This is a genomic window from Pseudomonas citronellolis (assembly GCF_900112375.1).
In the GTDB taxonomy this organism is placed as follows: Bacteria; Pseudomonadota; Gammaproteobacteria; order Pseudomonadales; family Pseudomonadaceae; genus Pseudomonas; species Pseudomonas citronellolis.
In genome coordinates, this window is sequence record NZ_FOLS01000019.1 from 41,675 (window position 1) to 67,787 (window position 26,113).

Below are 26,113 nucleotides of genomic sequence, written 5' to 3' on the forward strand. Positions count from 1 at the left end.
GTAGGGCGTATAACCGTTCGCGGTTATACGCCGCCACACCGCCAGCGATCACGAATGCTGCTGTTCAACCCGAAGCACCCCGCAACCAAGGCCAACCGGCGTATAACGCGGAGCGTTATACGCCCTACGCCAAACCCAGGAGAAGTAGGGCGAAATAACGTTCGCGGTTATACGCCGCCACACCACCAGTGATCACGAATGCCGCAGTTCAACCCGAAGCGCCCCGCAACCAAGGCCAACCGGCGTATAACGCGGAGCGTTATACGCCCTACACCAAACCCGGCAGATGTAGGGCGTATAACCGTTCGCGGTTATACGCCGCCACACCACCAGTGATCACGAATGCCGCAGTTCAACCCGAAGCGCCCCGCAACCAAGGCCAACCGGCGTATAACGCGGAGCGTTATACGCCCTACGCTCATCCCATCCCTCCATCGCGCTCTGCCGCGTTCAGGTTCAGGGACTGATCGCCCGCCCAGTCCACGGGGTAGATTCCTTCGGCAACCGCTCGGTGGAACGTCGAGAACGGCCAGTCCTTCACGGTGCTCACCAGCCCATGTTTCACCGGGTTGATGTGGATGTAATCGAAATGACGTCGGTAATCCTGCTCGCTGCGGATCAGGTGTTCCCAGTAGCGGGCCTGCCAGATGCTCCGCTGTCCACGTCGGCGTTGCGCCAGGGAGAGGGGATCCCCTTCGGCAAGACGACGCGAGAATCCCGATTTGATGACCTTCCAGCGTGTGGCGAAATCGTGGTCGCCGGGAGGCAGCGTCCAGAGGCAATGCATGTGCTCCGGCAGTACCACCCAGGCATCAACCTGGAAAGGGTGGTGGCGCTTGCATTGGACAATCATGCGGCGCAGCAGATCGATTTCACGCACCAGCAGATCGGCGTGGCGGTCGACGAGGGTGACGGTGAAGAAATAGGTGCCGCCGGGTACCCAGGCACGTCGGTAGTTGGGCATCTGGACCGTCCATGTGTCCGAACAGAAGCTCCAGCGTACCCGGATCCATTTGCGGAAAGTGCGAGGCACCATTCCCCTGACAACAGATTCGGACGTAGGGCGTACAACCGTTCGCGGTTGTACGCCGTTTCACCGATGCCCTCGTCAACGCCAATTTCAAGCTTGGCGTGGATTCCGGGAGAGTTTGGCAATGGGCGCAGGGTGTTTCCGGGGTGGCTCGGGTGCGCTGGTTGCGGGGGCTTCGGGTTGAACAGGGACATTTGGGATCATTTGCGGTGTGGCGGCGTATAACCGCGAACGGTTATACGCCCTACGCTCCATCGGACATTGGTGTTTTGCCCCACGTCCATTCGGACGATTCCTCTCGCACCGACTCCCGCCAGACTGCGGCCATCCGAAACGACAGGGCCGCTTCCCATGGAATTCGCCTTCACCGACGAGCAGCAGATGATCCGCGACAGCGCGGAGAGCTTCCTCGCCGATGCTTCACCCTCCAGCGCCGTGCGCGCGGCCATGGCCGCCGGCGGGCATGACCTGGCGCTCTGGCAGCGCGTTCGCGACGAACTCGGCTGGCAGGCCCTGCTGGTGCCCGAGGCCCATGGCGGCCTGGGGCTGGGCTTCGTCGAGCTGGCCATCGTCCAGGAACAACTGGGCCGGCGCCTGGCGCCGCTGCCGTTCTTCGCCTGCGCCCTGGCCGTGTGCGCCTTGCGCGTGCTCGGCAATGATGCGCAACAGGCACGCTGGCTGCCCGGCTTGGCCGAAGGCAGCCTGGGCGCCACCCTGGCCCTGGGCGCCGAAGGCGCGCCCACGGCCGGTGCCATACAGGTGCAGGCGCGTGCCGAAGGCGCCGGCTTCGTTCTCGACGGCCGCCTGCGCCCGGTGCTCGACGGCCACAGCGCCGACCTGCTGCTGATTCCCGCACGCCGACAGGGCAGCCAGGGCGAGGAGGGCGTCAGCCTGTTCGCCGTGCCCGCCGCCAGCGCCGGCCTGCAACGCCGCGCCTTGCCGACCCTGGACCAGACCCGCCAACTGGCGGAAATCGAACTGAACGGCCTGTACCTGCCCGCCGACGCCCTGCTGGGCGACGCCGGCGGCGCCTGGCCGAAGCTGGAAAAGGTCCTGCAACTGGCCGCCGTGGCCCTGGCCGCCGAGCAGGTCGGCGGCGCCCAGCAGGCCCTCGATCTCACCGTCGCCTATACCCAGGAGCGCCGCCAGTTCGGCCGCCCGGTGGGCAGCTTCCAGGCGCTCAAGCACCGCATGGCCGACATGATGCTGCAGGTGGAATGCGCCCGCTCGGCGCTCTACTACGCCGCCTGCGTGACCCAGGAAGCGCTGGGGGAGGGCGACGCCGGCCTCGCCGCCGAGCTGCCCCTGGCTGCCGCGGTGGCCAAGTCCCACGCCTCGGAAGCCTTCTTCCACTGCGCCGCCGAATCCATCCAGCTGCACGGCGGCGTCGGCTTCACCTGGGAGTACGACCCGCACCTGTATTTCAAGCGCGCCCGCGCCGGCGAGGGCCTGTTCGGCAGCCCGGCCTGGCACCGCGAACGCATCGCCGCGGCCATCCTGGAGGAACGCCCATGAAGATCGGATTCGATGCCGCCGACGAAGCCTTCCGCGCCGAAGTGGCCGCCTGGCTGGCGGACAACCTGCGCGGCGAATTCGAGCCGCTGCGCTTCCGTGGCGGCCCCGGTGACGAGCACTCCTTCCCCGAGGAGCGCAAGGCCTGGGAGCGCAAGCTCGCCGAGGGCGGCTGGACCTGCGTCGGCTGGGCGCAGGAGCACGGCGGGCGCGGCCTGTCGATCAACCAGCAGGTGATCTTCCATGAGGAATACGCCCGCGCCGGCGGCCCCGGGCGCATGGGCCATATCGGCGAGGGCCTGGCCGGGCCGACCATCGCCGCCTTCGGCAGCGACGAGCAGAAGCGCCGTTTGCTGCCGGGTATCGTCAGTGGCCGCGAGTTCTGGTGCCAGGGCTACTCCGAACCGGGCGCCGGCTCCGACCTGGCGGCGGTGAAGACCCGCGCCACCTTCGACGCCGAGCGCAACGTCTGGAAGATCAACGGACAGAAGGTCTGGACCTCCCTGGCCCACGAATCCGACTGGTGCTTCGTCATCGCCCGCTGCGAGCCGGGCAGCGTCGGCCACCAGGGCCTGGCCTTCCTGCTGGTGCCCATGCGCCAGGCGGGCATCACGGTGCGGCCCATCGAGCAACTGACCGGCACCTCGGAGTTCAACGAGGTGTTCTTCGACGACGCCGAGACCGCCGCCGACAACCTGCTCGGCGCGCCGGGCGACGGCTGGAAGATCGCCATGGCGCTGCTGGGCTTCGAGCGCGGGGTGTCCACCCTCGGCCAACAGATGCAGTTCCAGAATGAGCTGGACGAGGTCATCCGCATCGCCCGCGCCAATGGCGCCGCCCGCGACCCGCTGCTGCGCCAGCGCCTGGCCGAGGCCTGGGGCGGGCTCAAGGTGCTGCGCTACAACTCGCTGCGCATGCTCTCCGGCGCCCAGGACGGCAGCCTGCGCCGCGAGGCGCTGATCTACAAGCTGTGCTGGGCCGACTGGCACGCGCGCCTGGGCAAGCTGGCCATGGACGTGCTCGGCGCCGAGGCGGAAATCCTCGACGGCGCGCCCTACGCGCTGAACCGCCTGCAGGGCCTGTTCCTGTTCAGTCGCTCGGACACGATCTACGGCGGCAGCAACGAGATCCAGCGCAACCTCATCGCCGAGCGCGCCCTCGGCCTGCCCCGCGAACCCAAGACGCCCCGCCAGGAGTGACAACGATGCTCAAACCCGAATACGTATCCGGCCGTGGCCTGCTGCGCGGCAAGTCGGTGCTGATCACCGCCGCCGCCGGCGCCGGCATCGGCTTTTCCGCCGCCCTGCGCGCCGCCGAGGAAGGCTGCCGGGCGCTAATGGTCAGCGATGTCCACGAAGGCCGCCTGGCCGAGGCGGTGCAGCGCATCCGCCAGGCCTGCGGGCTGCAGGCGGTGTACGGGCAGGTCTGCAACGTCACCGACGAGGCCCAGGTGCGCGCCCTGGTGGCCGTCGCCGAAGAGCGCCTGGGCGGCGTCGACGTGCTGATCAACAACGCCGGCCTCGGCGGTTCCCGCATGCTGGTGGAGATGACGGATGAAGAGTGGAATCGCGTGCTCGACGTGACACTCACCGGCACCATGCGCATGACCCGCGCCATGCTCCCGCACATGATGGAACGCCGCGCCGGGGTCATCGTGAACAACGCCTCGGTGCTCGGCTGGCGCGCGCAGAAGGAGCAGAGCCACTACGCCGCCGCCAAGGCCGGAGTGATGGCGCTGACCCGCTGCGCCGCGCTGGAGGCGGCGGAACACGGCATCCGCATCAACGCGGTTAGCCCGAGCATCGCCCTGCACGACTTCCTGCGCAAATCCGCGCCCCAGGAACTGCTGGACAAGCTGGCCTCCACCGAGGCCTTCGGCCGCGCCGCGGAAGTCTGGGAGATCGCCAACGTGATGATGTTCCTGGCCAGCGACTACAGCTCCTACATGACCGGCGAAGTGCTCTCGGTCTCCAGCCAGAGGGCCTGACATGCCACGCGTCTTCGAACACCCCGAACAATTGCTGGCCTGCGTCGGCGAAACCCTGGGCGAGAGCGAGTGGCTGAGCGTCGAACAGTCGCGCATCGACCGGTTCGCCGAGGCCACCGGCGACCACCAGTGGATCCACGTCGACCCCGTGCGCGCGGCCAGCGGCCCCTACGGCGCCTGCATCGCCCACGGCTACCTGACGCTGGCGCTGGTCAACCTGTTCCTGCCGCAGATAGTCGAAGTGCGCGGCATCGCCATGGGCGTCAACTACGGCTGCGACCGCGTGCGCTTCCCCAACGTGGTGAAGGCCGGCGCGCGGGTCCGCGGCCGCGCCGAGCTGGTCGCCGCCGAGGCGGTGAAGGGCGCGGTGCAGGCGACCATCCGCGTCAGCGTCGAGATCGACGGCGAAGACCGCCCCGGCTGCGTGGTGGACACCATCAGCCGCTACTACCCCGCGTAAGGGGCTCTTCGTAGGAGCGAGCTTGCTCGCGAACCCCGGCCCCCGCAGCAGCAACGGTTCGCGAGCAAGCTCGCTCCTACAACAACCCGAGGAATCGCACATGAGAGAAGCCGTCATCGTCTCCACCGCCCGCACCGCCATCGGCAAGGCCTTCCGCGGCGCCTTCAACGACACCGAGGCGCCGCTCATGGGCGGCGCGGTGGTGGCCGAGGCGGTGCGCCGCGCCGGCGTCGAGCCGGGCGAGGTGGAGGACGTGATCATCGGCGCCGCCGCCCAGCAGGGTACCCAGGCCTACAACCTCGGGCGCCTCTGTGCCATCGCCGGCGGCCTGCCGTCGAGCGTGGCCGGCATGGCCGTGGAGCGCCAGTGCGCGTCGGGGCTGATGAGCATCGCCCTGGCGGCGAAATCCATCGCCTGCAACGAGCTGGACATCGCCGTGGCCGGCGGCCTGGAGTCCATCTCGCTGGTGCAGAACAAGCACAAGAACGCCTACCGCAACCAGTCCCGCGCGGTGCTGGAGCGCGACCCGGCGGCCTACATCCCGATGATCGAGACCGCCGAGATAGTCGCTGCGCGCTACGGCATCAGCCGCGAGGCCCAGGACGCCTACGCCCTGCGCAGCCAGCAGCGCACCGCCGCCGCCCAGCGCAATGGCCTGTTCGCCGACGAGATACTGCCGCTGCAAGTGCAGCGCCTGGTGGTCGACAAGGCAACCGGCGAAAGCCGCCACGAATCGGTGCTGATCGAGCGCGACGAATGCAACCGCGCCGACACCAGCCTGCAGAGCCTGGCGGCCCTGGAGCCGGTATGGCAGGGCGGCCAGTGGAGCGGGACGGGGCGTTTCGTCACCGCCGGCAACGCTTCGCAGCTGTCCGATGGCGCCTCGGCGTCGTTGCTGATGGAAGCCCGCGAGGCCGAGCGCCGCGGCCTGCGCCCATTAGGCATCTACCGCGGCCTGGCAGTGGCCGGCTGCAACGCCGACGAGATGGGCATCGGCCCGGTGTTCGCGGTGCCCAGGCTGCTCCAGCGCCACGGGCTGAAGGTGGACGACATCGGCCTGTGGGAACTCAACGAGGCCTTCGCCTGCCAGGTGCTGTTCTGCCAGGACAAGCTGGGCATCCCCGACGAGCGCCTGAACGTCAACGGCGGCGCCATCGCCATCGGCCACCCGTTCGGCATGTCCGGCGCGCGCATGGTCGGCCACGCGCTGATCGAGGGCCGCCGACGCGGCGTGCGCTACGTGGTGGTGACCATGTGCATCGGCGGCGGCATGGGCGCCGCGGCGCTGTTCGAGGTGGCCTGATGGACGCGCAGCTGATCCGCCGGCGCATGGCGCGCTACGTGGAACTGGTGGACGCCGGCGACATCGACGGCATCCTCGCGTTGTACGCCGACGACGCGGTGGTGGAGGACCCGGTGGGTTCGCCGCCGCTGCAGGGCCTGCAGGCCATCGCCCGCTTCTACCGCGAGGGCCTGGGCCGCGCCGAGGCCAGTGCCCAATTGACCGGGCCGGTGCGCGTCACCGGCAACGGCTGCGGCGCCATGCCGTTCCGCGTCGACCTCAACTGGAACGGCGAGCCCTGCAGCATCCACGCGATCGACGTGATGGAGTTCGACGCCCAGGGCCGCATCCGTTCGATGAAGGCCTACTGGGGCGAGATGAACCTGGAGCGGAGGCCGGAATGAACCTGGAACAGCGCATCGCCCGCCTGGAGGCCCTGGAAGCCATCCGCCTGTTGAAGCACCGCTACCTCAACGCCTGTGACCTGAAGGACGTGGACGCCATCCGCGCCTGCTTCGCCAGCGGTGCGGTGCTGATCGACTATGGTCCGCTGGGCACCTTCCATGGTCGTGAGCCGTTCCTGGCGCTGTACCGCGAACTGGCCTGCGTGCCGCGGGTGATCGACTTGCACCATGCGGCCAATCCGGAAATCGAGCTGGAAGATGAAGAGAACGCCTGCGCGCGCTGGGCGCTGCACTATCAGAACTGCGACGGCGAGACCGGCGCTACGCGGCAGTTGGGTGGGTTCTATCAGGACCGCTACCGGCGCATCGATGGTCAATGGCTGATCGTGGAAACCGTCTTCCGCGCCCACTTCGAAGTCGCCCGGAATGGTTCTTCGTAGGAGCGAGCTTGCTCGCGAACATAGCAGTCTCTAGGTTCCCGCGTTCGCGGGAATGACGGGGGGAGGAGTTTCAGGCTGACTCAGGATTCTCCCTTCACTCCAAACGCCCCCTCTCCCTTCAGGGAGAGGGCTGGGGAGAGGGCGCTCTTAACCCTAGCACCTACGCCACCAGGAAACTCCGTTCGCGAGCAAGCTCGCTCCTACAGTCACGATGGCATCGGTGCCCCACCAACGGCGTATAACCGCGAACGGTTATACGCCCTACGCTCCCGCGCAGGAACGACGGGGGAGTGAGGAGTATCAGGATGACTCCAAACTTCCCCCTCGCGCCGGACAGCTCCCTCTCCCTCCGGGAGAGGGCTGGGGTGAGGGGGCGGGGTCAACCCGAAACACAGCTGCCGCCGGTAAGCACCGTTCGCGAGCAAGCTCGCTCCTACGAGGAGCCGTGCTCGCTCGTGCGGTTGTGGTGATGGGTTTCGCTGTCGCTCAGCCCTGGGGCAGCAGCACCCGGGCCGAGGGGTAGAGGCTGGCGGCTACCTTTTGCAGTTCCGCCGGGCAGACCAGTTCGCTGATCCACGCCAGGCGGCGCACCGGGCCGGGTTTGTCCAGGCGTTGCAGTTCGGCGGATTCGAGCATGGCCTTCATGCGCCAGGCGAGGGCGAACAGCTCCTCGATGAAGGGCGGCGCCACCGTGCCCTGGTGTTCCACCGACAGGCCGCTGGGCGCGTGGCGGATGGCCAGGTGGTAGTGGCTGGCGCCGTTGCGCCCGCCGCTGCCGGCGAGGGTGGCGGTGAAGTGCGCGCCGAGGATGCGCGCCAGTTGCCGCTGCACGTCGTGCAGCAGTTGCTGCGGCACTTCTTCCAGCAGCGCGGTGGGGTCGGTCTGGCCCATGGTCGTCCCGGGTTCTGAGTGGCAGGGCGGCGGCCGGGGCGGCCGCCGGAACAGGTGCCGCCAGCATAGGGAAGGCGACTGTGAACTTGGGTTAAGCCGGGGTAAAGGCGGGTAATTGCGCGCCTCAGAAGGTCTGCCCGAGGGAGAACTGGAACACCTCGGTCTCGGCGCCGTCGGGCTTCTTCAGCGGCGTCGCCAGGCTGAAGCTCAGCGGGCCCAGCGGGCTGTACCAGGTCAGGCCGACGCCCATGGACATGGCCATCTGGTCGAGGCTGACGTTGCCGCAGCCCTGGGTGGTGGACAGGTAGCACTTGTCGGCGAAGACGCTGCCGGCATCCCAGAACAGCGTGCTGCGCAGCTGGCTCTGGTCCTTGACGAAGGGCAGCGGGAACAGGTACTCGACGCCGCCGGCGATGAGGATGTTGCCGCCGAACACCTCGGCGTCGCGGTCGGAGTAGTAGGCCTGGCCGGCGCTGGAGTAGTTGCCGGTGGCCGGGGTGCTGCGCGGGCCCAGGGTGCCGTCCTTGAAGCCGCGCACCGAGCCCAGGCCGCCGGCGGTGTAGTTCTCGTAGAAGGGCAGGCCGTCGGTGGAGCCGTAGCCGTTGCCGTAGCCCAGGCTGGTGTGCAGGCGCAGCGAAGTGCGGTCGGTGACCGGGACGAAGCGCTGGGCGCTGTAGTCGAGCTTGTAGAACGACAGGTCGCTGCCGGGCACCGTGGCCATCAGCGTCAGGCTCTGGGAATGCCCGCGGGTGGCCAGCACGCCCTTGTTCAGGGTGGATTCGGACCAGCCGATGGAGGCCTTGAGGTTGTTGAAGCTCTTGCCCTCGCGCGCGATGAAGTCGTATATCTCGTCGGCGCTGTAGGTGCCGGGGCTGATGGCGTCGTGCTGCAGGGTCAGGCCGTAGGTCAGGCGCGAGGTCTCGCTGATCGGGTAGCCGATGCTGACGCCGGCGCCGAAGCTGTCGAGGGAGTAGTACGACACCTCGTCATCGTCGTCGTAGTACTTGCTGTAGTCGGTGCTGCTGTAGAACAGGTTGTAGCCCAGGCTCACGCCGTCGGTGGTGAAGTAGGGGTTGGTGAAGCCGAAGTTGTACTTGGTCTGGTACTCCGAGCGGGTCAGGCCGATGCTGGTGTAGTTGCCGGTGCCGAGGAAGTTGCTCTGGCTGATGGAGCCGCCGAGGATCAGCCCGGCGCTCTGGGAGAAGCCGACGCTGGCGCTGAGCGAGCCGGAGGCCTGCTCCTCGACGCTGTAGTTGACGTCCACCTGGTCGTCGGTGCCGGGCACCGCCGGGGTCTCGACGTTGACCGTCTTGAAGTAGCCCAGGCGCTCCAGGCGCTGCTTGGACTGGTCGATCAGGTAGGTGCTGGCCCAGCCGCCTTCCATCTGGCGCATCTCGCGGCGCAGCACCTGGTCTTCGGTCTTGGTGTTGCCGCGGAAGTTGATGCGGTTGACGTAGGCGCGCTTGCCCGGGTCGACCCCGTAGGTGATGGACACGGTCTTGTCGTCGTCATGGGCCTCGGGCACGCCGTTGACGTTGGCGAAGGTGTAGCCCTCGTTACCCAGGCGGCGGGTGATCAGGTCGGAGGTGGAGGTCATCACCTTGCGCGAGAACACCTGGCCCGGCTCGACCAGCATCAGCTTCCTGATTTCCTCTTCCGGCACCTTGAGGTCGCCGGTCAGCTTCACTTCGCGGACCTTGTACTTCTCACCCTCGTTGATGTTGACGGTGATGTAGACGTGCTTCTTGTCCGGCGTGATGGACACCTGGGTGGAAGCGATGTCCATGTGGATGTAGCCGCGGTCCAGGTAGTAGGAGCGCAGGCGTTCCAGGTCGCCGGAGAGCTTCTCGCGGGAATACTTGTCGTCGTTCTTGAAGAAGGACAGCCAGTTGCTTTCCTTCAGCTCGAACAGGCCGGTCAGGTCCTCGTCGGAGAACACGGTGTTGCCGACCACGTTGACGTGGGCGATGGCCGCCACCGTGCCTTCGTTGACGGTGATCTTCAGCGCCACGCGGTTGCGCGGCTGCGGAGTGACCTGGGTTTCGATGGTGGCCGAGTAGCGGCCCTGGGCCACGTACTGGCGCTGCAGTTCGTTGCGCACGCCTTCGAGGGTGGCGCGCTGGAAGATCTCGCCTTCGGCCAGGCCGGATTGCTTGAGGCCCTTCATCAGGTCCTCGGTGCTGATGGCCTTGTTGCCTTCGATCTCGATGCCGGAGATGGACGGGCGCTCGACCACGTCGATGACCAGCACGCTGCCGTCGCGGCCGAGGTGGATGTCCTGGAAGAAACCGGTACGGAACAGCGAGCGCGAGGCTTCCACCAGGGCGTGGTCGTCGGCCTGGTCGCCGACGTTCAGCGGCAGGGCGGCGAACACGCTGCCGGCGGAGACGCGCTGCAGGCCGTTGACGCGGATGTCGGCGATCTTGAAGCCTGCGGCGTGGGCCAGGGCGGCGTTGAACAGCAGGATCGGGAACAGCAGGCGGGTAGGGCGCATCGTGACTTCCAGACAGGCGGTGGCAGGGGGCGCGGACGGTTCGCACGGCGATCGTCCGGGCGCTGCCGCCCGGCCCGGGCTGGCGGCCGATGAGGATAAGAGTGGGCTGTGTTCGGCGCGGTTAACCCAGGGTAAAGATGTGTAAAGTTTGCCCGCGCGGCGGTGACAGGGCGGCCCCGCGGAAGGGATCATTGCGCCCTCCAGGCCTTGAACCGCGTGCCCTGCATGATTCCCGTACTGCTGGTCGATGACGACCGCGAACTCACCGAGATGCTCAGCCAGTACCTGGCCCGCGAGGGTTTCCAGGCCACCGCCGTGGGCACCGGCGAGGAGGGCGAGGCCGAGGCCCTGGGCGGCGCCTACGCCCTGGTGGTGCTGGACGTGATGCTGCCGGGCCTGTCCGGCATCGAGGTGCTGCGGCGCATCCGCGCGCGCAGCCAGGTGCCGGTTCTGCTGCTGACCGCGCGGGGCGACAACATCGACCGCATCGCCGGCCTGGAACTGGGCGCCGACGACTACGTGCCCAAGCCCAGCTCGCCCGGCGAGCTGGTCGCGCGGCTGCGCGCCATCCTGCGCCGGGTGCAGCCCCAGGTGCCGCTCGGCAGCGCGCCGGAGGCCGTCGGCAGCGGCGCCCTGGCGCTCTGGCCCGGCAAGCGCCAGGCGTTGTGGCATGGCCAGCCGCTGGAACTGACCGGCACCGAGTTCAGCCTGCTGGAGGTGCTGGTGCGCCGGGCCGGGCAACTGGTCAGCAAGCAGGACCTGTCGCTGGACGCCCTGGGCCGCCCGCTGACCCGCTACGACCGGCGCATCGACGTGCACGTCAGCAGCATCCGCCAGAAGCTTGGCCCGCGCGCCGACGGCAGCAGCTGGATCCAGAGCGTGCGCGGCATGGGCTACCTGCTGATCGTCGAATGAAGCGCGGGCGGCTGTTCTGGAAGCTGTTCCTGGCCTTCTGGCTGGCCAACAGCCTGACCTTCCTAGTGGGCGCCGGCGCCTTCATGTTCGACGAGCTGCGCGGCGACACCCCGGCGCTGCGCTCGCTGCTGGCCACCGAGGTGCGCCTGCTGCAGCGCTTCGGCGAAGCGGCGGGGCGCCAGCTGCTGGAGGTGTCGCCGCAGCAGCCGGACGTCCAGGTCGGCCTCTACGACACCCAGGGCGCTCTATTGGCCGGGCGCGCCGTGGCCCAGGTGCGCTTCGAGCAGGCGGTCACCAGCCAGGACGGCCATCGCCTGCTGCTGCGCGCCTCGGCCGCCACCACCCTCGACCAGGCGCCGCCGCCGCGCAGCCTGGGCCCATTGTTCACCGGCATGCTGATGAGCGCGCTCTTCGCCCTGCTGCTCAGCCAGTACCTGGCGCGGCCGCTGGCCTGGTTGCGCCAGGCCATGGGCCAGGTCGCCCAGGGCCGCTTCGAGGTGCGCGTCAAGCCGCGCCTGGGGCGGCGCCGCGACGAGATCGTCGACCTGGCCGAGGACTGCGACCGCATGGCCGGGCAGCTCAAGGCGCTGGTGGAGGCGCAGCAGCACCTGCTGCACGACATCTCCCACGAGCTGCGTTCGCCGCTGACGCGGATGAGCGCCGCCATCGGCCTGCTGCGGCAGGCACCGGGGCAGCCCGGCATGCTGGAGCGCATCGAGCGCGAGTCGCGGCGCATGGACGAGCTGATCGAGCAACTGCTCACCCTGGCGCGGGCGCAGTCGCGCCAGGACAGCGGCGAATACCGCCTGCTGGACGTCGTCGAGCTGCTGGCGCAGATAGTCGAGGACGCCCGCTTCGAAGCGGCGGGCAAGGGCTGCCAGGTGCGCCTTGTAGCCGAGCAGCCGTTCCTCGGCCGCGCCCACGAGGAGCTGCTCTACCGGGCCTTCGAGAACGTCATCCGCAACGCCGTGCGCTACACCGCGGCGGGCACCGAGGTGCGCGTGGGCGCGAGCCTGGTGGAGGGCGGCGAACGCCTGGTGGTGTGCATCAGCGACCACGGCCCGGGCGTCGACGAGAGCCGCCTGGGGCGCATCTTCGAACCCTTCGAGCGCGGCCCCGACGCCGGCCCCGACGGCTTCGGCCTGGGCCTGGCCATCGCCAGCCGCGCGGTGCAACTGCACCACGGGCGGATCAGCGCCGAGCCCGCCGAGGGCGGCGGGCTGTTGGTGCGTATCGAGTTGCCGCGCCTGTTCTAAGCGTTAGCCTTGCCAACCGCCGCCTAGCACTTTGTAGAGGGTGACGCGGTTGACCTGCTCGGCCAGCTCCAGGCTGATCAGCGTCTGCTGCGCGGAATACAGCGAGCGCTGTGCGTCCAGCACTTCCAGGAAGCTGTCCGAACCCTGCTTGTACAGCGCCAGCGACAGGTCGTAGCTCTTGTCGGTGGCCGCCGTCAGTTCGCGCTGGGCGTCCAGGCGCTCGTTGATGTGGCTGCGCACGGAAAGGGCGTCGGCCACTTCGCTGAAGGCGGTCTGCAGGGCCTTCTCGTAGTTGGCCACGTCGATGTCGCGGGTGATCTTCGCGGCGTCCAGGCCGGCCTGGTTGCTGCCGGCGTCGAAGATCGGCAGGCTGATCGAGGGGGCGAAGCTCCAGGCGCGGCTGCCGGACTTGAACAGCCCGGACAGCTCGCCGCTGGCGCTGCCGCCGCTGGCGGTCAGGCTCACGCTGGGGAAGAAGGCCGCGCGCGCCGCGCCTATGTCGGCGTTGGCCGCCTTGAGCGTGTGCTCGGCGGCGAGCACGTCGGGGCGGCGTTGCAGCAGGCTCGACGGCAGGCCCGCCGGCACCGTCACCAGCAGCGCGGCGTCCAGGCCGGTGTCGCCCGGCAGCAGGCTGGCGTCCAGGCGTTCGCCCACCAGCAGTTCCAGGGCGTTGCGGTCCTGCTCGACCTGGCTGGCGTAGCTGGCCACCTCGGCGCGCGCCGATTCCACCGTGCTGCGCGCCTGCGCCAGGCTCAGCCCGGACTCGCCGCCCAGGCCGTGACTGCGCTGCACCAGCTCGTAGGTCTTCTGCTGGCTGGCGTGGGTGTCGCTGGCCAGCTTGAGCAACTGCTGGTCGGCGGCCAGGGTCATCCAGGCGCTGGCCACCTCGGCCACCAGGCTGATCTGCGTGCTGCGGCGGGTCTGCTCCAGGGCCAGGTAGTCCTCCAGGGCGGCGTCCTTGAGGTTGCGCAGGCGGCCGAACAGGTCCAGCTCGTAGCTGCTCACGCCCAGGCCGACGCTGTACTGGCTGCTGACCGCCGTGGTGCCGTCGGAGAGCGCGCGCTGGCGGGTGCCCTCGGCGCTGGCCGAGACCGCCGGGAACAGCTCGGCGCGCTGGATGCGGTACTGCGCGCGCTGGTACTCGACGTTCAGCGCCGCCACCCGCAGGTCGCGGTTGTTGGCCAGGGCGCGGGCCACGGTGTCGCGCAGGCGGGCGTCGACGAAGAACTCGCGCCAGTCGACGTCGGCCTGGCTGGCGCCGGCCGGCGCGGCGCCGGGCCATTGCGCCGCCACCGGCGCGGCGGGGCGCTGGTAGTCCGGCGCCAGGTTGACGCAGCCGCCCAGCAGCAGGGCCAGCAGCAAGGGAAGAGGGGAGGTGCGCATCAGGCGTCTCCTTCGACGGTGGCCGGGGCACGGCGCGCAACCAGGCGCTGCACCAGCACGTAGAACAGGGGAATGAAGAACAGGCCCAGCAGGGTCGCCGCGAGCATGCCGCCGAGCACGCCGGTGCCGATCGCCTGGCGCCCGCCGGCGCCGGCGCCCTGGCTCAGCGCCAGGGGCAGCACGCCGAGCATGAAGGCCAGCGAGGTCATCAGCACCGGGCGCAGGCGGATGCGCACCGCTTCCAGGGTCGCGGCGAGCAGGTCCTGGCCGCGGTCGTAGCCTTCCTTGGCGAACTCGACGATGAGGATGGCGTTCTTCGCCGCCAGCCCCACGGTGGTCAGCAGCCCGACCTGGAAGTAGACGTCGTTGGACAGCCCGCGCAGGCCGGTCAGGGCCAGGGCGCCGAGGATGCCCAGGGGCACCACCAGCATCACCGCGAAGGGCACCGACCAGCTCTCGTAGAGCGCCGCCAGGCAAAGGAACACGAAGAGGATGGAAATGGCGTAGAGCAGCGGCGCCTGGTTGCCGGCCAGGCGTTCCTGGTAGGACTGCCCGGTCCAGGCGTAGCCGATGCCCTCGGGCAGCTGCGCCATGATCGCCTGCACCGCGGCCATGGCGTCGCCGGAGCTGACGCCGGCGGCCGGCTCGCCGACGATCTCGTAGGCGCCGAAGCCGTTGTAGCGCTCCAGCAGCGGCGAGGCGGTGCTCCAGCCGGTGCTGACGAAGGTGGCCAGCGGCACCATGGCATCCTGGTCGTTGCGCACGTACCAGTCGCCGATGTCCTCGGCCTGCATGCGCTTGTCGGCGTCGCCCTGCAGGTAGACCTTCTTCACCCGCCCGGCGTCGAGGAAGTCGTTCACGTAGCTGCCGCCCAGGGCCACGCTCAGGGTGTCGTTGATGTCGCTGGCGGCCACGCCCAGCGCGCCGGCCTTGCGGTCGTCGATGTGCAGGTCCAGCTGCGGGGTGTCTTCCAGGCCCTGGGCGCGCACGTTGGCCAGGCGCGGGTCCTGGCGGGCCAGTTCGATGAAGCGGTTGCGCGCCGCCAGCAGCTCGGCGTGGCCGAGGCCGGCGAGGTCCTGCAGCTCGACGTCGAAGCCGGAGCTTTCGCCCAGGCCCTGGATGGCCGGCGGGGCGATGACGAAGACGTCGGCATCGATGATCCCGGCCAGCGCCCGGTTGGCCCGCCGCGCCACCGCCGCCGCGCTGTGCGCCTCGCCCTGGCGCTGGCTCCAGTCCTTGAGCTTGATGAAGCCGCGGCCGCTGTTCTGCGCGTTGCCGCCGTTGCCCAGGCCGCGCACGGTGAGCACCGAGTCCACCTCCGGCTGCTGCAGCAGGTAGTCCGTCACCTGGCGGGTGACCGCCTGCAGGCGCTCGTCGGTGCCGCCCACCGGCAGGGTCATCTGCATCATCAGCATGCCCTGGTCCTCCTCGGGGAGGAACGCGGTGGGCAGCTTGTGGAACATCAGCCCGACGCCGGCCAGTACCAGCGCGTAGACCGCCAGCGCGTGCACGGGCCGCGCCAGCAGGTTGCCGACGCCGCGCTGGTAGCGCCGCGAGCCGGCCTCGAAGTTGCGGTTGAACCAGCCGAAGAAGCCGTGCCGCGGCTGGCCGTGGCCAGGCTTGAGCAGGGTGGCGCACAGCGCCGGGGTGAGGGTCATGGCCACCAGCACCGACAGCGTCATGGCGGCGACCATGGTCACCGAGAACTGCCGGTAGATCACCCCGGTGGAGCCGCCGAAGAAGGCCATGGGCACGAACACCGCCGAGAGCACCACGGCGATGCCCACCAGCGCGCCGCTGATCTCGCCCATCGACTCGCGCGTGGCCTCCCGTGGCGACAGGCCGCGCTCGGCGATGATCCGCTCGACGTTCTCCACCACCACGATGGCGTCGTCCACCAGCAGGCCGATGGCCAGGACCATGGCGAACATGGTCAGGGTGTTGATCGAGTAGCCCATCAGCGCCAGCACGCCGAAGGTGCCCAGCAGCACCACCGGCACGGCGATCGCCGGGATCAGCGTGGCGCGCAGGTTCTGCAGGAACAGGTACATGATCAGCACCACCAGGGCGATGGCCTCGAACAGCGTCTTGACCACCTCCTCGATGGAAATCTTCACGAAGGGCGCGGTGTTGTAGGCCACCTCGGCGCGCAGCTGCAGCCGGCTGGGGAAGAACTGCTGCAGCTCGGCCACCTTGGCCTGCACCGCCTCGGCCACGTCCAGGGCGTTGGCGCCGGTGGCCAGGCTGATGGCCAGGCCGCCGGAGGGGCGCCCGCCGTGCTCGGCGACCACGTCGTAGCTCTCGCTGCCCAGCTCCACCCGCGCCACGTCGCCGAGGCTCACCACGGCGCCGTTGCTGGCGTACTTGAGCACCACCTCACGGAACTGCGCCGCGGTCTTGAGCTTGCTGCGCGCGTTGATGCTGGCGTTGAGCTGCTGCCCCGGGCGCGCCGGCAGGGCGCCGAGCTGGCCGGCGGAGGTGTCGACGTTCTGCGCCTGCAGGGCGCTGCTGATGTCCGAGGGCATCAACGAGTATTGCTTGAGCTTGTCCGGGTCCAGCCAGATGCGCATGGCGTAGCTGGAACCCAGGGTGGTCACCTCGCCGACGCCGCTGACGCGGCTGACCTGGTCGTACAGGGTGCTGGCGATGAAGTCGCTGATGTCGGTGGCGCCGACCTCGGGGTTGTCCGAGACCAGCGAGAGGATGATCAGGAAGTCGCTGGAGGAATTGCGGATCTCGATGCCCTGCTGTTGCACCTCGTCGGGCAGCCGCGCCTTGGCCTGCTCCAGCTTGGTCTGCACCTGCATCTGCGCGGTGTTGATGTCGGTGCCGGCGTCGAAGGTCAGGGTGATGCTGGCGCTGCCCGCCGAACTGCTGCTGGAGGACATGTAGGTGAGGCCGTCCAGGCCGGTCATCTGCTGCTCGATGACCTGGGTCACCGAGTCTTCCATGGTCTTGGCCGAGGCGCCGGTGTAGGTGGCGCTGAGGCGGATCTGCGGCGGCGCGATGCTGGGGTACTGGGCCAGCGGCAGCTGGAAGATGGCCAGGGTGCCGCCGAGCATCACCAGGATGGCGAGCACCCAGGCGAAGATGGGCCGGTCGATGAAGAAGCGTGCCATGGCGGGTCCTCAGTCGCGCGCGTCGTTCTGCGCGGTCAGCTGCGCGTCCAGGGTCTTGACCTGCTGGCCGACGCGGACCTTCTGCGCGCCCTGGACGATCAGCTGGTCGCCGTCCGCCAGGCCCTTGTCGACCCACCAGCGGTTGCCCACCGCGCGGGCCAGGCTCAGCTGGCGCTGCTCGACCTTGCCGTCGACCACCACCAGGGCGCTGGCCTGGCCGCGCTCGTCGCGGGCCACGCCCTGCTGCGGCACCAGGATGGCGTCCGGCTGCACGCCCTCCTGCAGCGTCGCCTTCAGGTACATGCCCGGCAGCAGCAGGCCCTCGGGGTTGGGCACCAGGGCGCGCAGGGTCACGCTGCCGGTGCTCTCGTCGACGCTCACGCCGTTGAAGGTCAGGGTGCCGTCGTGGGCGTAGGCGCTGCCGTCCTCCAGCTGCAGGCTGATGCGCGTGGCGTCCTGCGCCTCGGCGGGGGCGAGCTTGCCCTCGGCCAGCTCGCGCTTGAGGCGCAGCAGGGTGGTGCTGGGCTGGGTGAAGTCGACGTAGATCGGGTCCAGCTGCTGCACCGTGGTCAGGGCGGTGGTCTGCTCGGCGGTGACCAGCGCGCCGGCGGTGACCGAGGAGGTGGCCGTGCGCCCGGAGATCGGCGCGTCGATCCGCGTGTAGCCCAGGTTGATGCGTGCCGTCTTCAACGCCGCCTGGGCCGACTGCAGGCTGGCGCGGGCCTCCAGCAGCGCGGCCTGGGCGCTCTCGTTGTCCTCCGCGCTGATGGCGTCGATCTTCACCAGCTGGGCATCGCGCCGGGCCTTGAGCTCGGCCGCCTTCAGGGTGGCGCGGGCGGAAGTGACGCTGGCCTCGGCCTGGGCCAGGGCGGCCTCGTAGGGCTGTGCGTCGATCTGGTACAGCGCCTGGCCGGCCTTCACCGTCTGGCCTTCCTCGAACAGCCGCCGCTGGATGATGCCGCCGACCTGCGGGCGGATCTCCGCCACCAGGTGCGCGCTGGCGCGGCCGGGGAGGGTGAGGCTGAGCGCCTGGGGCGCGCTGCGCACCTGGTAGATGCCGACCTCCTGCAGGTCGGCTTGCGGCGCGGCCGCCTCGTCGTCGAGGCAGCCGCCCAGGGCGAGCAGGCCGGCGCCCAGCAACAGGGCGCGGGCCAGCGAGGAAAGCGGGGGGGCGAGGGGGGACATCCGGGACTCCGATCCTGGGTTGGATTCAGCGTCAAGGGTGCTCGGCGAATGTGCAGGCAATGTGCAGAAATCTGGGAGATTGCCCGCCGCGCCTTGAAGGGCCGCGGGGGCCGCGCTTCAATGGCGGCATCCCGACAGAGCCCGGCGGTGCCATGAAAATCAGCCTCTCCAGCAAATTCTTCCTGGCCATGCTGGCGGTCTGCGCCTTCGCCGTGCTGGGCATGGTCTTCGCCGCCTACCTGAGCCTCAGGTACGGCTTCCTCGGCTACCTCAACCAGCAGGCCGAGGAGCGCATGGAACTCATCGTCCCGCGCGCCGAGCGGGCCTTCGCCACCCACGGCAGCTGGGACTTCATCCGCCGCGACCACGAACAGTGGTTCGACATGCTGCGCCCCGACGCGGCGACCCAGGACCGCGACTTCGACCCCAGCCTGCTGACCGTCTCCGACCTCACCGGCGCCTTCGTCCGCTTCGCCCTGCTGGACGAGGCGCAGCGCCTGATCATCGGCTACAAGGCGCCGCCGCGGGAGATGGTCCTGCGGCCGATCCGCCACCAGGGCCAGGTGGTCGGCTGGATGGCCCTGGCGCCGCTGCAGTCGGTTACCAGCGTCGGCGACCGGCGCTTCCAACTCAACCAACTGCGCTCCAGCCTGCTCATCGGCCTGGCCTGCCTGCTGGCCACGGCGGTGATCGCCTGGTGGCTCACCCGCAGCCTGCTGCGGCCGATCCGCCAGGTGGCCGGAGCCACCCATCGCCTGGCCGCTGGCGACTACGCCATCCAGCTGCCGGTGCGCTCGGCCGACGAGGCCGGCCAGCTGGCCGCCGACTTCAACCGCATGGCCGCCACCCTGGCCAGCAACGAACGCCTGCGCCGCGACTTCATGGCCGACATCTCCCACGAACTGCGCACCCCGCTGGCGGTGATGCGCGCCGAGCTGGAGGCCATGGAGGACGGCATCCGCCCCCTGGACGGCGCCGCCCTGCGCTCGCTGCAGGCCGAGGTGGGGGCCCTGGCCAAGCTGGTGGACGACCTCTTCGACCTGTCCCTGGCCGAGGTCGGCGGGCCCACCTACCGCCGCGAGCGCATCGACCTGCGGGTGCTGCTGCCGGTGGTGGCCGACGCCTTCCGCGCCGGCTTCGCCGAACGCGGCCTGGCCCTGGACGTGGAGCTGCCCGACGAGCCGCTGTGGGTGCTGGGCGACGAGTCGCGTCTGGGCCAACTGCTGCACAACCTGCTGGAGAACAGCCGGCGCTACACCGACCCCGGCGGCCGCACCGTGCTGCGCGCGCTGCGCGAGGGCGAACGGGTGCTGGTACAGTGCGAGGATTCCGCGCCGGGCGTGGATGCGGCGGCGCTGGAGCGCCTGTTCGAGCGCTTCTACCGCGCCGAGCGCTCGCGCAACCGCGCCAGCGGCGGCACCGGCCTGGGCCTGGCGATCTGCCGCGGCATCGCCGAGGTGCACGGCGGCCGCCTGAGCGCCCGGGCATCGAGCATGGGAGGGTTGCTGATGACGCTGGAACTGCCGCAGGCCGGAGACGCGCCATGAGCCAGGGCGACATCCTGCTGGTGGAAGACGAACCCAAGCTGGCCGCGTTGGTGGGCGACTACCTGCGTGTCGCCGGCTACCAGGTGGAACACCTCGCCGACGGCAACGCGGTGATCCCGGCGCTGCGCGGCAAGGCCTACGACCTGCTGCTGCTCGACCTGATGCTGCCCGGCCGCGACGGCCTGGACATCTGCCGCGAGCTGCGCGGCTTCAGCCGCATGCCGCTGATCATGATGACCGCGCGGGTCGAGGAGATCGACCGCCTGCTCGGCCTGGAACTGGGCGCCGACGACTACATCTGCAAACCCTTCTCCCCCCGCGAGCTGGTGGCGCGGGTCAAGGCCGTGCTGCGCCGCAGCGGCGCCCAGGCGCCGAGCCTGGGCCTGGAACTGGACCCGCGGGCCTTCCAGGCGCGCTACCTGGGCGTGGCGCTGGACCTCACCCCGGTGGAATTCCGCATGCTCGCCGCCCTGGCCGCGCGCCCTGGTCAGGTGCTGTCCCGCGACCAGCTGATGAACCACATCTACCAGGACCACCGCGTGGTCGCCGACCGCACCGTCGACAGCCACGTGAAGAACCTGCGGCGCAAACTGGCGGCGGTGGCCCCGGGGCACGACCCGATCCGCTCGGTGTACGGCGTGGGCTACAGCCTGGAGGCCGGGTAGGGCGGCGTTTCTCCCGCGCCTCGGGCACACAACCATGCCCCTGCAGGAGCGCGCCCTGCGCACGAATCGCGGACGGAGTCCGCTCCTACGCGGTTTTCTGGGTTATTCCCCTTCGGGCCAGCGCTTGCGCTGGCCCGAAGGGGAATAACCCAATAGACCGCTGCATCACCCATGGCGCACCAATGTAGGAGCGCGCCCTGCGCGCGAATCGCGGGCAGGGCCCGCTCCTACGGAGAGCCCCACGGCGTGGCCGGCAAGGCAGCCCCGTAGGATGGGTTGAGCGAAGCGATACCCATCGCCGCCATCGCATGGGTTTCGCCAAGGCTCAACCCATCCTACGAAAAGCACCCTGACGCAGTTGGCAAGACAGTTGCTCCTACTTGAACGTGGGTTCGAAAGTGGGTCCAGCGTAGGAGCGGATTCCGTCCGCGATAACCGCGGTTTCCGGCGCACAACCATGCCCCTGTAGGAGCGCGCCCTGCGCGCGAATCGCGGGCAGGGCCCGCTCCTACAGGTGGGCTCGGAGGCGGACGCATCGTAGGAGCGAGCTTGCTCGCGAACAGACTCCGCTGCGGGGCTCATTCGCGAGCAAGAACCAGGCGTCCCCCTCGATCCTACGAAAAGCGCCCGGTTCGGGCGTTACAACAGATCCAGCGGATAACTCACGATCAACCGGTTCTCGTCGAAGCTGTTGGTCCTTCCCCAGTCGCGGCGCATCGTCGAGTTGCGCCACTTCAGGTTCAGCGTCTTCAGCGGCCCGGACTGCACGGTGTAGGCCAGCTCGCTCTCGCGGCCCCATTCGCTGCCGTCATCGGTGCTGGCGTTGTGCACGTTGCTGCCGTGGATGTAGCGGTTCATCAGCGTCAGGCCGGGCACGCCGAGGCCGGCGAAGTCGTAGTCGTAGCGCAGCTGCCAGGAACGCTCCTTGGCGTTCTCGTAGCTGGAGTTGTAGCTGTCGTTGGCCAGGGTGCCGCCGCTGGCGCCGTTGACGCGGAACCACTCGTCGTCGCCCATGACCTTCTGCAGGCCCAGGTAGAAGGTGCCGGCGCCGTACTTGGCGGAGAACAACCCGGAGGCGGTGCGGTTGTCCAGGTCGCCGGCGCGGGCGCTGCCGTCTTCCTTGCCCCAGAAGTAGCCCAAGTTGGCACCCAACACCCAGTCGCCCACCGGCTGGAAGTGTTGCACCTGCAGGTACTGCTGCTGGTAGATGTCCTTCAGCTCGGCGTTCCACAGGCCGACCAGGGTGCGCTCGCCGTTGAAGCGGTATTCGCCGCCGACGAAGTTGAAGCGGTCGGACTTGAACGCCGTGCGGTTGAACAGGCTCATGTCCTCCATGCTGGCGTCGTTGCGCGGGCTGTTCTGGCGGAACTGGCCGCCGTAGATAGTCAGCCCGGCGAGTTCCTTCGAGGTCACCTGCGCGCCCTGGAAGGTCTGCGTCAGCGAACGGCCGTCGTCGGAGCGCAGGATCGGCAGTGCCGGCGCCCATTCGCCGACCTTCAGCTCGGTCTTGGAAATGCGCGCCTTGCCGGCCACCGCCAGGCGGCCGAAGTCGTCGGCCGGGCGGCCATCGTCGTGCACCGGCAGCAACTGGGTGCCGGCGGTGCCCTTGCCGCCATCGAGCTTGACGCTGTACAGGCCGAGCACGTCCAGGCCCAAGCCGACGGTGCCCTGGGTGAAGCCGGACTTGAAGTCGAGGATGAAGTTCTGCGTCCACTCCTCGGCCTTGCCCTGGGCGGTGTCGCCCAGGTAGTTGCGGTTCATGTAGAAGTTGCGCAGCGTCAGGCTCGACTTGGCGTCTTCGAGGAAGCCGTCGGCGAAGGCGGGCAGGGTGGTACCGGCCAGGGCCAGGGCGGCGGGCAGGTAGCGGGGAAAACGACGGATGCAGGGATAGCCCATGACGATCTCTCTGGAGTCATTGTTGTGGGAGAGGCTTGTGCGGCGCGGCGGGGCGCCGGGAAACGCGGCGCTAGGCGGCTGGGTGGCCCGGCGTTCGCGGATCGAGAGAGGGGCGTGTGCTGTGTGGCATTGCTCTGGACCTTCTTGTAATTGTTCGAGGGTATTCGCGTCCGAGGGCAGCAGGCGCTGCCGGGTGTTTCGGTACGGTTCGATAGTGGAAGGGCGGCGGGCGGCGGACAATCGGCGAAAACGCTTCTTGTGCGAATAGCGAACATTAATTAACTGGTTCGAACATTTAGAGAGGCTATCCGATCCAGCCCGGCGGTTCCCCGGCCCGGTCGATCTCATTAGAATCCGCCGATCCTCGTAGTGGACGACGCCCATGGCCGGTAGCCAGATCGAACGCGCCTTCAGCCTTCTCGAAAGCCTCACCAGCGAACCCCGCGGCCTGCCGATGCAGACCCTCGCCGAGCGCCTGGAGATACCCAAGAGCGCCACCCACCGCATGCTCGCCGAGCTGATCCGCCTGGGCTACGTGCGGCAGAACCCGGAGAACGCCCGCTACCAGCTGTCCACCAAGCTGGTGGCGCTGGGCTTCCGCTACCTGTCCTGCAGCGGCGCCGACATCGTCCAGCCGATCCTCGACCGCCTGGCCCAGGACAGCGGCGAACTGGTGCGCCTGGGGGTGATCGACGGCAGCCGCCAGACCTGGATCGCCAAGTCCCAGGGCGCCCGCTCGGGGCTGCGCTACGACCCGGACATGGGCCGCGACGCGCCGCTGTTCTACACCGCCTCCGGGCACGCCTGGCTGGCCAGCCTGGACGACACCCAGGCCCTGGAGCTGGTGCGCCGGCAGGGCGTGGGCGACCCCGCCAACTTCGGCCCGCGCGCGCCGCGCAGCGAGGACGAGCTGCTCGGCTACCTGCGCCGTGCCCGCGAGCGTGGCTACGCCTGGGTCGAAGAAACCTCGGCACTCGGCACCTCGGCCCTGGCTGCCGTGGTGCACAGCCCGGTAGACCGCCGGGCGATCGGCGTGCTGAGCATCGCCGGGCCCAGCGCGCGCCTGCCGGAAGCGCGCCTGCACGAACTGGCGCCGCTGCTGCTGGCCGCCAGCGCCGAGCTGTCCGCCGCCAGCCAGGCTTCCGACCTCTTCGCCTGATTCCCCCTTGCTTGCTGGCCTTCCTCCCACGGAGGAGGGCCTCTTGCGCCTGCCCGGGCGCAATGGCGGTCGATAATCGCCCGCTGCTTGTCGCATTGCGCTTGAGTAAAAATGGAACCGAGTTCTAAATTTGCTCATGCCATTCCATGGAGCCCTGTGCATCGGGGCTCCAGCACAACAAGCAGAAGAGGAATCCCGCGTGACCGCTCCCTTGCGCATTGCCCTGATCGGCGCCGGCATCATGGGCCGCCAGCATCACCAGCACCTGCTCCAGGTGCCTGCCCTGCAACTCTGCGCGGTGGCCGACCCGGGCCCCGGCGCGGCCGGGTTCGCCGCCGAGTGCGGGGTGCCGTACTACGCCGACTACCGGCGCATGCTGGAAGAGGCGCAGCCGCAGGCGGCGATCATCGCCAACCCCAACAACCTGCACGTGGCTACCGCCCTGGACTGCCTGGCCGCCGGCGTGCCGGTGCTGCTGGAGAAGCCGGTGGGCGTGCACCTGGACGAAGTGCGCGAGCTGGTGGAGGCGAGCCGGGGCAGCGGCGTGCCGGTGCTGGTCGGCCATCACCGCCGGCACAACCCGCTGATCGGCAAGGCGCGGGAAATCCTGGCCGCGGGCGCCCTGGGCCGTCTGGTCAACGTCACCGCGCTGTGGCAGCTGCAGAAGCCCGACAGCTATTTCGAAGTGCCCTGGCGCCGCGAGCCGGGCGCCGGCTTCCTGCTCACCAACCTGATCCACGACCTCGACCTGCTGCGCTACCTGTGCGGCGAGGTGGCGCAGGTGCAGGCCTTCACCGGCAACGCGGTGCGCGGCCTGGTCAACGAGGACAGCGCGGCCATCCTCCTGCAGTTCGAGAACGGCGCCCTCGGCAGCCTGACCGGCTCCGACGGCGTGGCCGCGCCCTGGAGCTGGGAGCTGGATTCCGGTGAAAGCCCCATCTACCCGCGTCAGGTCGATCAGCCTTGCTACCTGTTGGCCGGCACCGAGGGCGCGCTGAGCATTCCGCAACTGCAGCGCTGGCACTACGCGCAGCCGGGCGCCGGCTGGCACCAGCCGTTGCTGCGCAGTAGCGAGCCCTTCACCCCGGGCGAGGCGCTGCGCCGGCAGCTGGAGCATTTCGTGCGCGTGGTGCGAGGCGAGGAGCAGCCGTTGACCGACGCCGTGGACGGCGGCCGTACCCTGGCGCTGATCGAGGCCATCCGCGAGGCCGCCGCCAGCGGCCGGGCGTGTGCGCCGGCGCGGGTTGGGTGAATGAGCCCGTACGGGAGAGGGGCCACCGTAGGATGGGTGGAGCGGAGCGATACCCATCACCACGACCGCATGGGTATCGCAAGCTCAACCCATCCTACGACTTCGTCCGCGATCCACATCGGCACCTTCGGTTATCGCGGACAAAGTCCGCTCCTACAGGTTGACGCCGAGCTTCCCGCCCATGCCGGACAGCCCCCTCTCCCTTCAGGGAGAGGGTTGGGGAGAGGGTGCTCTTGAACCTGACACCAGGGCCGCAAACACCGTTCGCGAGCAAGCTCGCTCCTACGAAAAGGAAAGCGCCTCGGCGCGGCCTGCAAGCCACGCGATTCGCGCCCAGGGGGCGCTCCTACAATTCACCTGTGAACCGGATACCGATCCCATGACCGACCGAATCTTCTCCCTCGCCGCCCTGACTGTCCTCGAACTGTCGCCGCCGGACATGGTCGAGGTCGCCGCCCGCGCCGGCTACAGCCACGTCGGCCTGCGCCTGGTGCCGGCCACCGCCGAGGAGCACCACTTCCCGCTGGTGGCCGATGCCGAACTGCGCCGGCAGACCCAGGCGCGCCTGCGCGACACCGGCATCCGCGTGCTGGACCTGGAAATCCTGCGCCTGAAGCCGGAGACCCGCGTGGCCGACTTCGAGCCCATCCTCGCCGTCGGCGCCGAGTTCGGCGGCACGGAGCTGCTGGTGGCCGGCAACGATGCGGACGAGGCGCGCATGACCGAACGCTTCGCCGAGCTGTGCGAATTGGCCGAGGGCTACGGCATCCACCCGCACCTGGAGTTCATGCCCTGGACCGACGCCCCCGACCTGGCCACGGCCTGGCGCGTGGTGCGCAACGCCGGGCGCGACAACGGCTGCGTGCTGGTCGACGCCTTCCACTTCGACCGTTCCGGCTCCTCGCTACAGGACCTGGCACAGTTGCCGGCCTCGCGCATGCGCTATGCCCAGTTGTGTGACGTGGCCGGCCCGCGCCCGGACGACATGCAGGAAATCCTCCGTCAGGCGCGCAACGAGCGGCGCTTCCCCGGCGATGGCGACTGCGACCTGGCGGGCCTGTTGCGGACCTTGCCGGCGAGCGTGCCACTGAGCCTGGAGATCCCCACCCGGCAGCTGCTGGAGCAGGGCGTCAGCGCCCTGGAGCGGGCCAGCCTGGCGCTGGACAAGGCACGCACGGTGCTCGCCCGGCTCTGATGCCGGCAACTGCGCCATTCCCATCCACCCGTTCGCCCGGC

At 69.2% G+C, this 26,113-nt stretch carries 21 protein-coding genes; 14 read left to right on the top strand and 7 right to left on the bottom strand.

All coding sequences use genetic code 11. The annotated features are described in order from the left end of the window. Positions 1-418: 418 nt before the first annotated feature. Positions 419-964, bottom strand: coding sequence for an REP-associated tyrosine transposase (locus tag BM060_RS18375; RefSeq protein WP_074981689.1), 546 nt, complete (start codon positions 962-964; stop codon positions 419-421). A gap of 417 nt (positions 965-1,381) precedes the next feature. Between BM060_RS18375 and BM060_RS18380 the strand changes: the two genes are divergently transcribed. The 7 genes from BM060_RS18380 to BM060_RS18410 all read left to right on the top strand — a co-directional run bounded on the left by BM060_RS18380 (position 1,382) and on the right by BM060_RS18410 (position 7,115). Then, positions 1,382-2,545, top strand: a complete 1,164-nt coding sequence (locus BM060_RS18380) for an acyl-CoA dehydrogenase family protein (protein ID WP_074981691.1) — start codon at positions 1,382-1,384, stop codon at positions 2,543-2,545. Beyond that, positions 2,542-3,741, top strand: coding sequence for an acyl-CoA dehydrogenase family protein (locus BM060_RS18385; RefSeq protein WP_074981693.1), 1,200 nt, complete (start codon positions 2,542-2,544; stop codon positions 3,739-3,741). Before BM060_RS18380 ends, BM060_RS18385 begins: the two co-directional genes overlap by 4 nt. A gap of 5 nt (positions 3,742-3,746) precedes the next feature. Beyond that, positions 3,747-4,529 (top strand): SDR family oxidoreductase, encoded by a 783-nt coding sequence (locus tag BM060_RS18390; RefSeq protein WP_074981694.1) that lies wholly within the window; start codon positions 3,747-3,749, stop codon positions 4,527-4,529. A 1-nt stretch (position 4,530) separates the two neighbouring features. Continuing rightward, positions 4,531-4,989, top strand: coding sequence for a MaoC family dehydratase (locus tag BM060_RS18395; RefSeq protein ID WP_074981696.1), 459 nt, complete (start codon positions 4,531-4,533; stop codon positions 4,987-4,989). Between the two features lie 100 nt (positions 4,990-5,089). Further along, positions 5,090-6,292, top strand: a complete 1,203-nt coding sequence (locus BM060_RS18400) for an acetyl-CoA C-acyltransferase (RefSeq protein ID WP_074981698.1) — start codon at positions 5,090-5,092, stop codon at positions 6,290-6,292. Next, on the top strand, positions 6,289-6,675 hold the full coding sequence (locus BM060_RS18405; protein WP_074981844.1) for a steroid Delta-isomerase: 387 nt from the start codon (positions 6,289-6,291) through the stop codon (positions 6,673-6,675). The genes BM060_RS18400 and BM060_RS18405 overlap by 4 nt, the downstream gene beginning before the upstream one ends. Next, positions 6,672-7,115, top strand: a complete 444-nt coding sequence (locus tag BM060_RS18410; protein WP_074981700.1) for a nuclear transport factor 2 family protein — start codon at positions 6,672-6,674, stop codon at positions 7,113-7,115. Before BM060_RS18405 ends, BM060_RS18410 begins: the two co-directional genes overlap by 4 nt. 486 nt (positions 7,116-7,601) lie before the next feature. Here BM060_RS18410 and BM060_RS18415 read toward each other — a convergent pair whose 3' ends face one another. Further along, positions 7,602-8,006 (bottom strand): hypothetical protein, encoded by a 405-nt coding sequence (locus BM060_RS18415; RefSeq protein ID WP_058490058.1) that lies wholly within the window; start codon positions 8,004-8,006, stop codon positions 7,602-7,604. A 124-nt stretch (positions 8,007-8,130) separates the two neighbouring features. Next, on the bottom strand, positions 8,131-10,500 hold the full coding sequence (gene bamA, locus BM060_RS18420) for an outer membrane protein assembly factor BamA (RefSeq protein WP_074981702.1): 2,370 nt from the start codon (positions 10,498-10,500) through the stop codon (positions 8,131-8,133). Between the two features lie 225 nt (positions 10,501-10,725). Between bamA and BM060_RS18425 the strand changes: the two genes are divergently transcribed. Continuing rightward, positions 10,726-11,415 carry a response regulator transcription factor gene (locus tag BM060_RS18425; protein ID WP_074981846.1) on the top strand — a complete coding sequence of 230 codons (690 nt, stop codon included), beginning with the start codon at positions 10,726-10,728 and terminating at the stop codon, positions 11,413-11,415. Continuing rightward, positions 11,412-12,671 carry a HAMP domain-containing sensor histidine kinase gene (locus BM060_RS18430; protein ID WP_074981704.1) on the top strand — a complete coding sequence of 420 codons (1,260 nt, stop codon included), beginning with the start codon at positions 11,412-11,414 and terminating at the stop codon, positions 12,669-12,671. The genes BM060_RS18425 and BM060_RS18430 overlap by 4 nt, the downstream gene beginning before the upstream one ends. Positions 12,672-12,674: 3 nt before the next feature. Here BM060_RS18430 and BM060_RS18435 read toward each other — a convergent pair whose 3' ends face one another. Genes BM060_RS18435 through BM060_RS18445 form a run of 3 tightly spaced genes read right to left on the bottom strand, consistent with a single transcriptional unit; the run spans position 12,675 to position 18,358 of the window. Further along, the gene (locus tag BM060_RS18435; protein WP_074981706.1) at positions 12,675-14,054 is read right to left on the bottom strand and encodes an efflux transporter outer membrane subunit; all 1,380 of its coding nucleotides are present in this window, start codon (positions 14,052-14,054) and stop codon (positions 12,675-12,677) included. After that, positions 14,054-17,173 carry an efflux RND transporter permease subunit gene (locus tag BM060_RS18440; protein WP_074981709.1) on the bottom strand — a complete coding sequence of 1,040 codons (3,120 nt, stop codon included), beginning with the start codon at positions 17,171-17,173 and terminating at the stop codon, positions 14,054-14,056. Before BM060_RS18440 ends, BM060_RS18435 begins: the two co-directional genes overlap by 1 nt. A gap of 9 nt (positions 17,174-17,182) precedes the next feature. Continuing rightward, positions 17,183-18,358 (bottom strand): efflux RND transporter periplasmic adaptor subunit, encoded by a 1,176-nt coding sequence (locus BM060_RS18445; RefSeq protein WP_074981711.1) that lies wholly within the window; start codon positions 18,356-18,358, stop codon positions 17,183-17,185. A 152-nt stretch (positions 18,359-18,510) separates the two neighbouring features. Between BM060_RS18445 and BM060_RS18450 the strand changes: the two genes are divergently transcribed. Beyond that, complete coding sequence (locus tag BM060_RS18450; RefSeq protein ID WP_074981713.1) at positions 18,511-19,905, top strand: ATP-binding protein; 1,395 nt, start codon at positions 18,511-18,513, stop codon at positions 19,903-19,905. Continuing rightward, the gene (locus BM060_RS18455) at positions 19,902-20,570 is read left to right on the top strand and encodes a response regulator (protein ID WP_074981716.1); all 669 of its coding nucleotides are present in this window, start codon (positions 19,902-19,904) and stop codon (positions 20,568-20,570) included. The genes BM060_RS18450 and BM060_RS18455 overlap by 4 nt, the downstream gene beginning before the upstream one ends. Before the next feature lie 639 nt (positions 20,571-21,209). Here the strand turns inward: BM060_RS18455 and BM060_RS18460 are convergent. After that, entirely contained in the window at positions 21,210-22,466 is a 1,257-nt protein-coding gene (locus tag BM060_RS18460; RefSeq protein ID WP_074981719.1) for an OprD family porin, read from the bottom strand. A 382-nt stretch (positions 22,467-22,848) separates the two neighbouring features. Here BM060_RS18460 and BM060_RS18465 point away from each other — a divergent pair, with 382 nt between their 5' ends. The 3 genes from BM060_RS18465 (at position 22,849) to BM060_RS18475 (ending at position 26,072) form a co-directional block, all read left to right on the top strand. Beyond that, positions 22,849-23,625 (top strand): IclR family transcriptional regulator, encoded by a 777-nt coding sequence (locus BM060_RS18465; RefSeq protein WP_074981722.1) that lies wholly within the window; start codon positions 22,849-22,851, stop codon positions 23,623-23,625. Between the two features lie 199 nt (positions 23,626-23,824). Then, complete coding sequence (locus BM060_RS18470; RefSeq protein WP_074981724.1) at positions 23,825-24,877, top strand: Gfo/Idh/MocA family protein; 1,053 nt, start codon at positions 23,825-23,827, stop codon at positions 24,875-24,877. A 379-nt stretch (positions 24,878-25,256) separates the two neighbouring features. After that, positions 25,257-26,072, top strand: a complete 816-nt coding sequence (locus tag BM060_RS18475) for a sugar phosphate isomerase/epimerase family protein (protein WP_043271890.1) — start codon at positions 25,257-25,259, stop codon at positions 26,070-26,072. Positions 26,073-26,113 lie beyond the last annotated feature (41 nt).

Excerpts from the sequence above, each read along its gene's own strand:
- BM060_RS18375 (WP_074981689.1), bottom strand. The coding sequence starts at position 964 with ATGCCCAACTACCGACGTGCCTGGGTACCCGGCGGCACCTATTTCTTC.
- BM060_RS18380 (WP_074981691.1), top strand. The coding sequence starts at position 1,382 with ATGGAATTCGCCTTCACCGACGAGCAGCAGATGATCCGCGACAGCGCG.
- BM060_RS18385 (WP_074981693.1), top strand. The coding sequence starts at position 2,542 with ATGAAGATCGGATTCGATGCCGCCGACGAAGCCTTCCGCGCCGAAGTG.
- BM060_RS18390 (WP_074981694.1), top strand. The coding sequence starts at position 3,747 with ATGCTCAAACCCGAATACGTATCCGGCCGTGGCCTGCTGCGCGGCAAG.
- BM060_RS18395 (WP_074981696.1), top strand. The coding sequence starts at position 4,531 with ATGCCACGCGTCTTCGAACACCCCGAACAATTGCTGGCCTGCGTCGGC.
- BM060_RS18400 (WP_074981698.1), top strand. The coding sequence starts at position 5,090 with ATGAGAGAAGCCGTCATCGTCTCCACCGCCCGCACCGCCATCGGCAAG.
- BM060_RS18410 (WP_074981700.1), top strand. The coding sequence starts at position 6,672 with ATGAACCTGGAACAGCGCATCGCCCGCCTGGAGGCCCTGGAAGCCATC.
- BM060_RS18415 (WP_058490058.1), bottom strand. The coding sequence starts at position 8,006 with ATGGGCCAGACCGACCCCACCGCGCTGCTGGAAGAAGTGCCGCAGCAA.
- bamA (WP_074981702.1), bottom strand. The coding sequence starts at position 10,500 with ATGCGCCCTACCCGCCTGCTGTTCCCGATCCTGCTGTTCAACGCCGCC.
- BM060_RS18425 (WP_074981846.1), top strand. The coding sequence starts at position 10,726 with ATGATTCCCGTACTGCTGGTCGATGACGACCGCGAACTCACCGAGATG.
- BM060_RS18430 (WP_074981704.1), top strand. The coding sequence starts at position 11,412 with ATGAAGCGCGGGCGGCTGTTCTGGAAGCTGTTCCTGGCCTTCTGGCTG.
- BM060_RS18435 (WP_074981706.1), bottom strand. The coding sequence starts at position 14,054 with ATGCGCACCTCCCCTCTTCCCTTGCTGCTGGCCCTGCTGCTGGGCGGC.
- BM060_RS18440 (WP_074981709.1), bottom strand. The coding sequence starts at position 17,173 with ATGGCACGCTTCTTCATCGACCGGCCCATCTTCGCCTGGGTGCTCGCC.
- BM060_RS18445 (WP_074981711.1), bottom strand. The coding sequence starts at position 18,358 with ATGTCCCCCCTCGCCCCCCCGCTTTCCTCGCTGGCCCGCGCCCTGTTG.
- BM060_RS18450 (WP_074981713.1), top strand. The coding sequence starts at position 18,511 with ATGAAAATCAGCCTCTCCAGCAAATTCTTCCTGGCCATGCTGGCGGTC.
- BM060_RS18455 (WP_074981716.1), top strand. The coding sequence starts at position 19,902 with ATGAGCCAGGGCGACATCCTGCTGGTGGAAGACGAACCCAAGCTGGCC.
- BM060_RS18460 (WP_074981719.1), bottom strand. The coding sequence starts at position 22,466 with ATGGGCTATCCCTGCATCCGTCGTTTTCCCCGCTACCTGCCCGCCGCC.
- BM060_RS18465 (WP_074981722.1), top strand. The coding sequence starts at position 22,849 with ATGGCCGGTAGCCAGATCGAACGCGCCTTCAGCCTTCTCGAAAGCCTC.
- BM060_RS18475 (WP_043271890.1), top strand. The coding sequence starts at position 25,257 with ATGACCGACCGAATCTTCTCCCTCGCCGCCCTGACTGTCCTCGAACTG.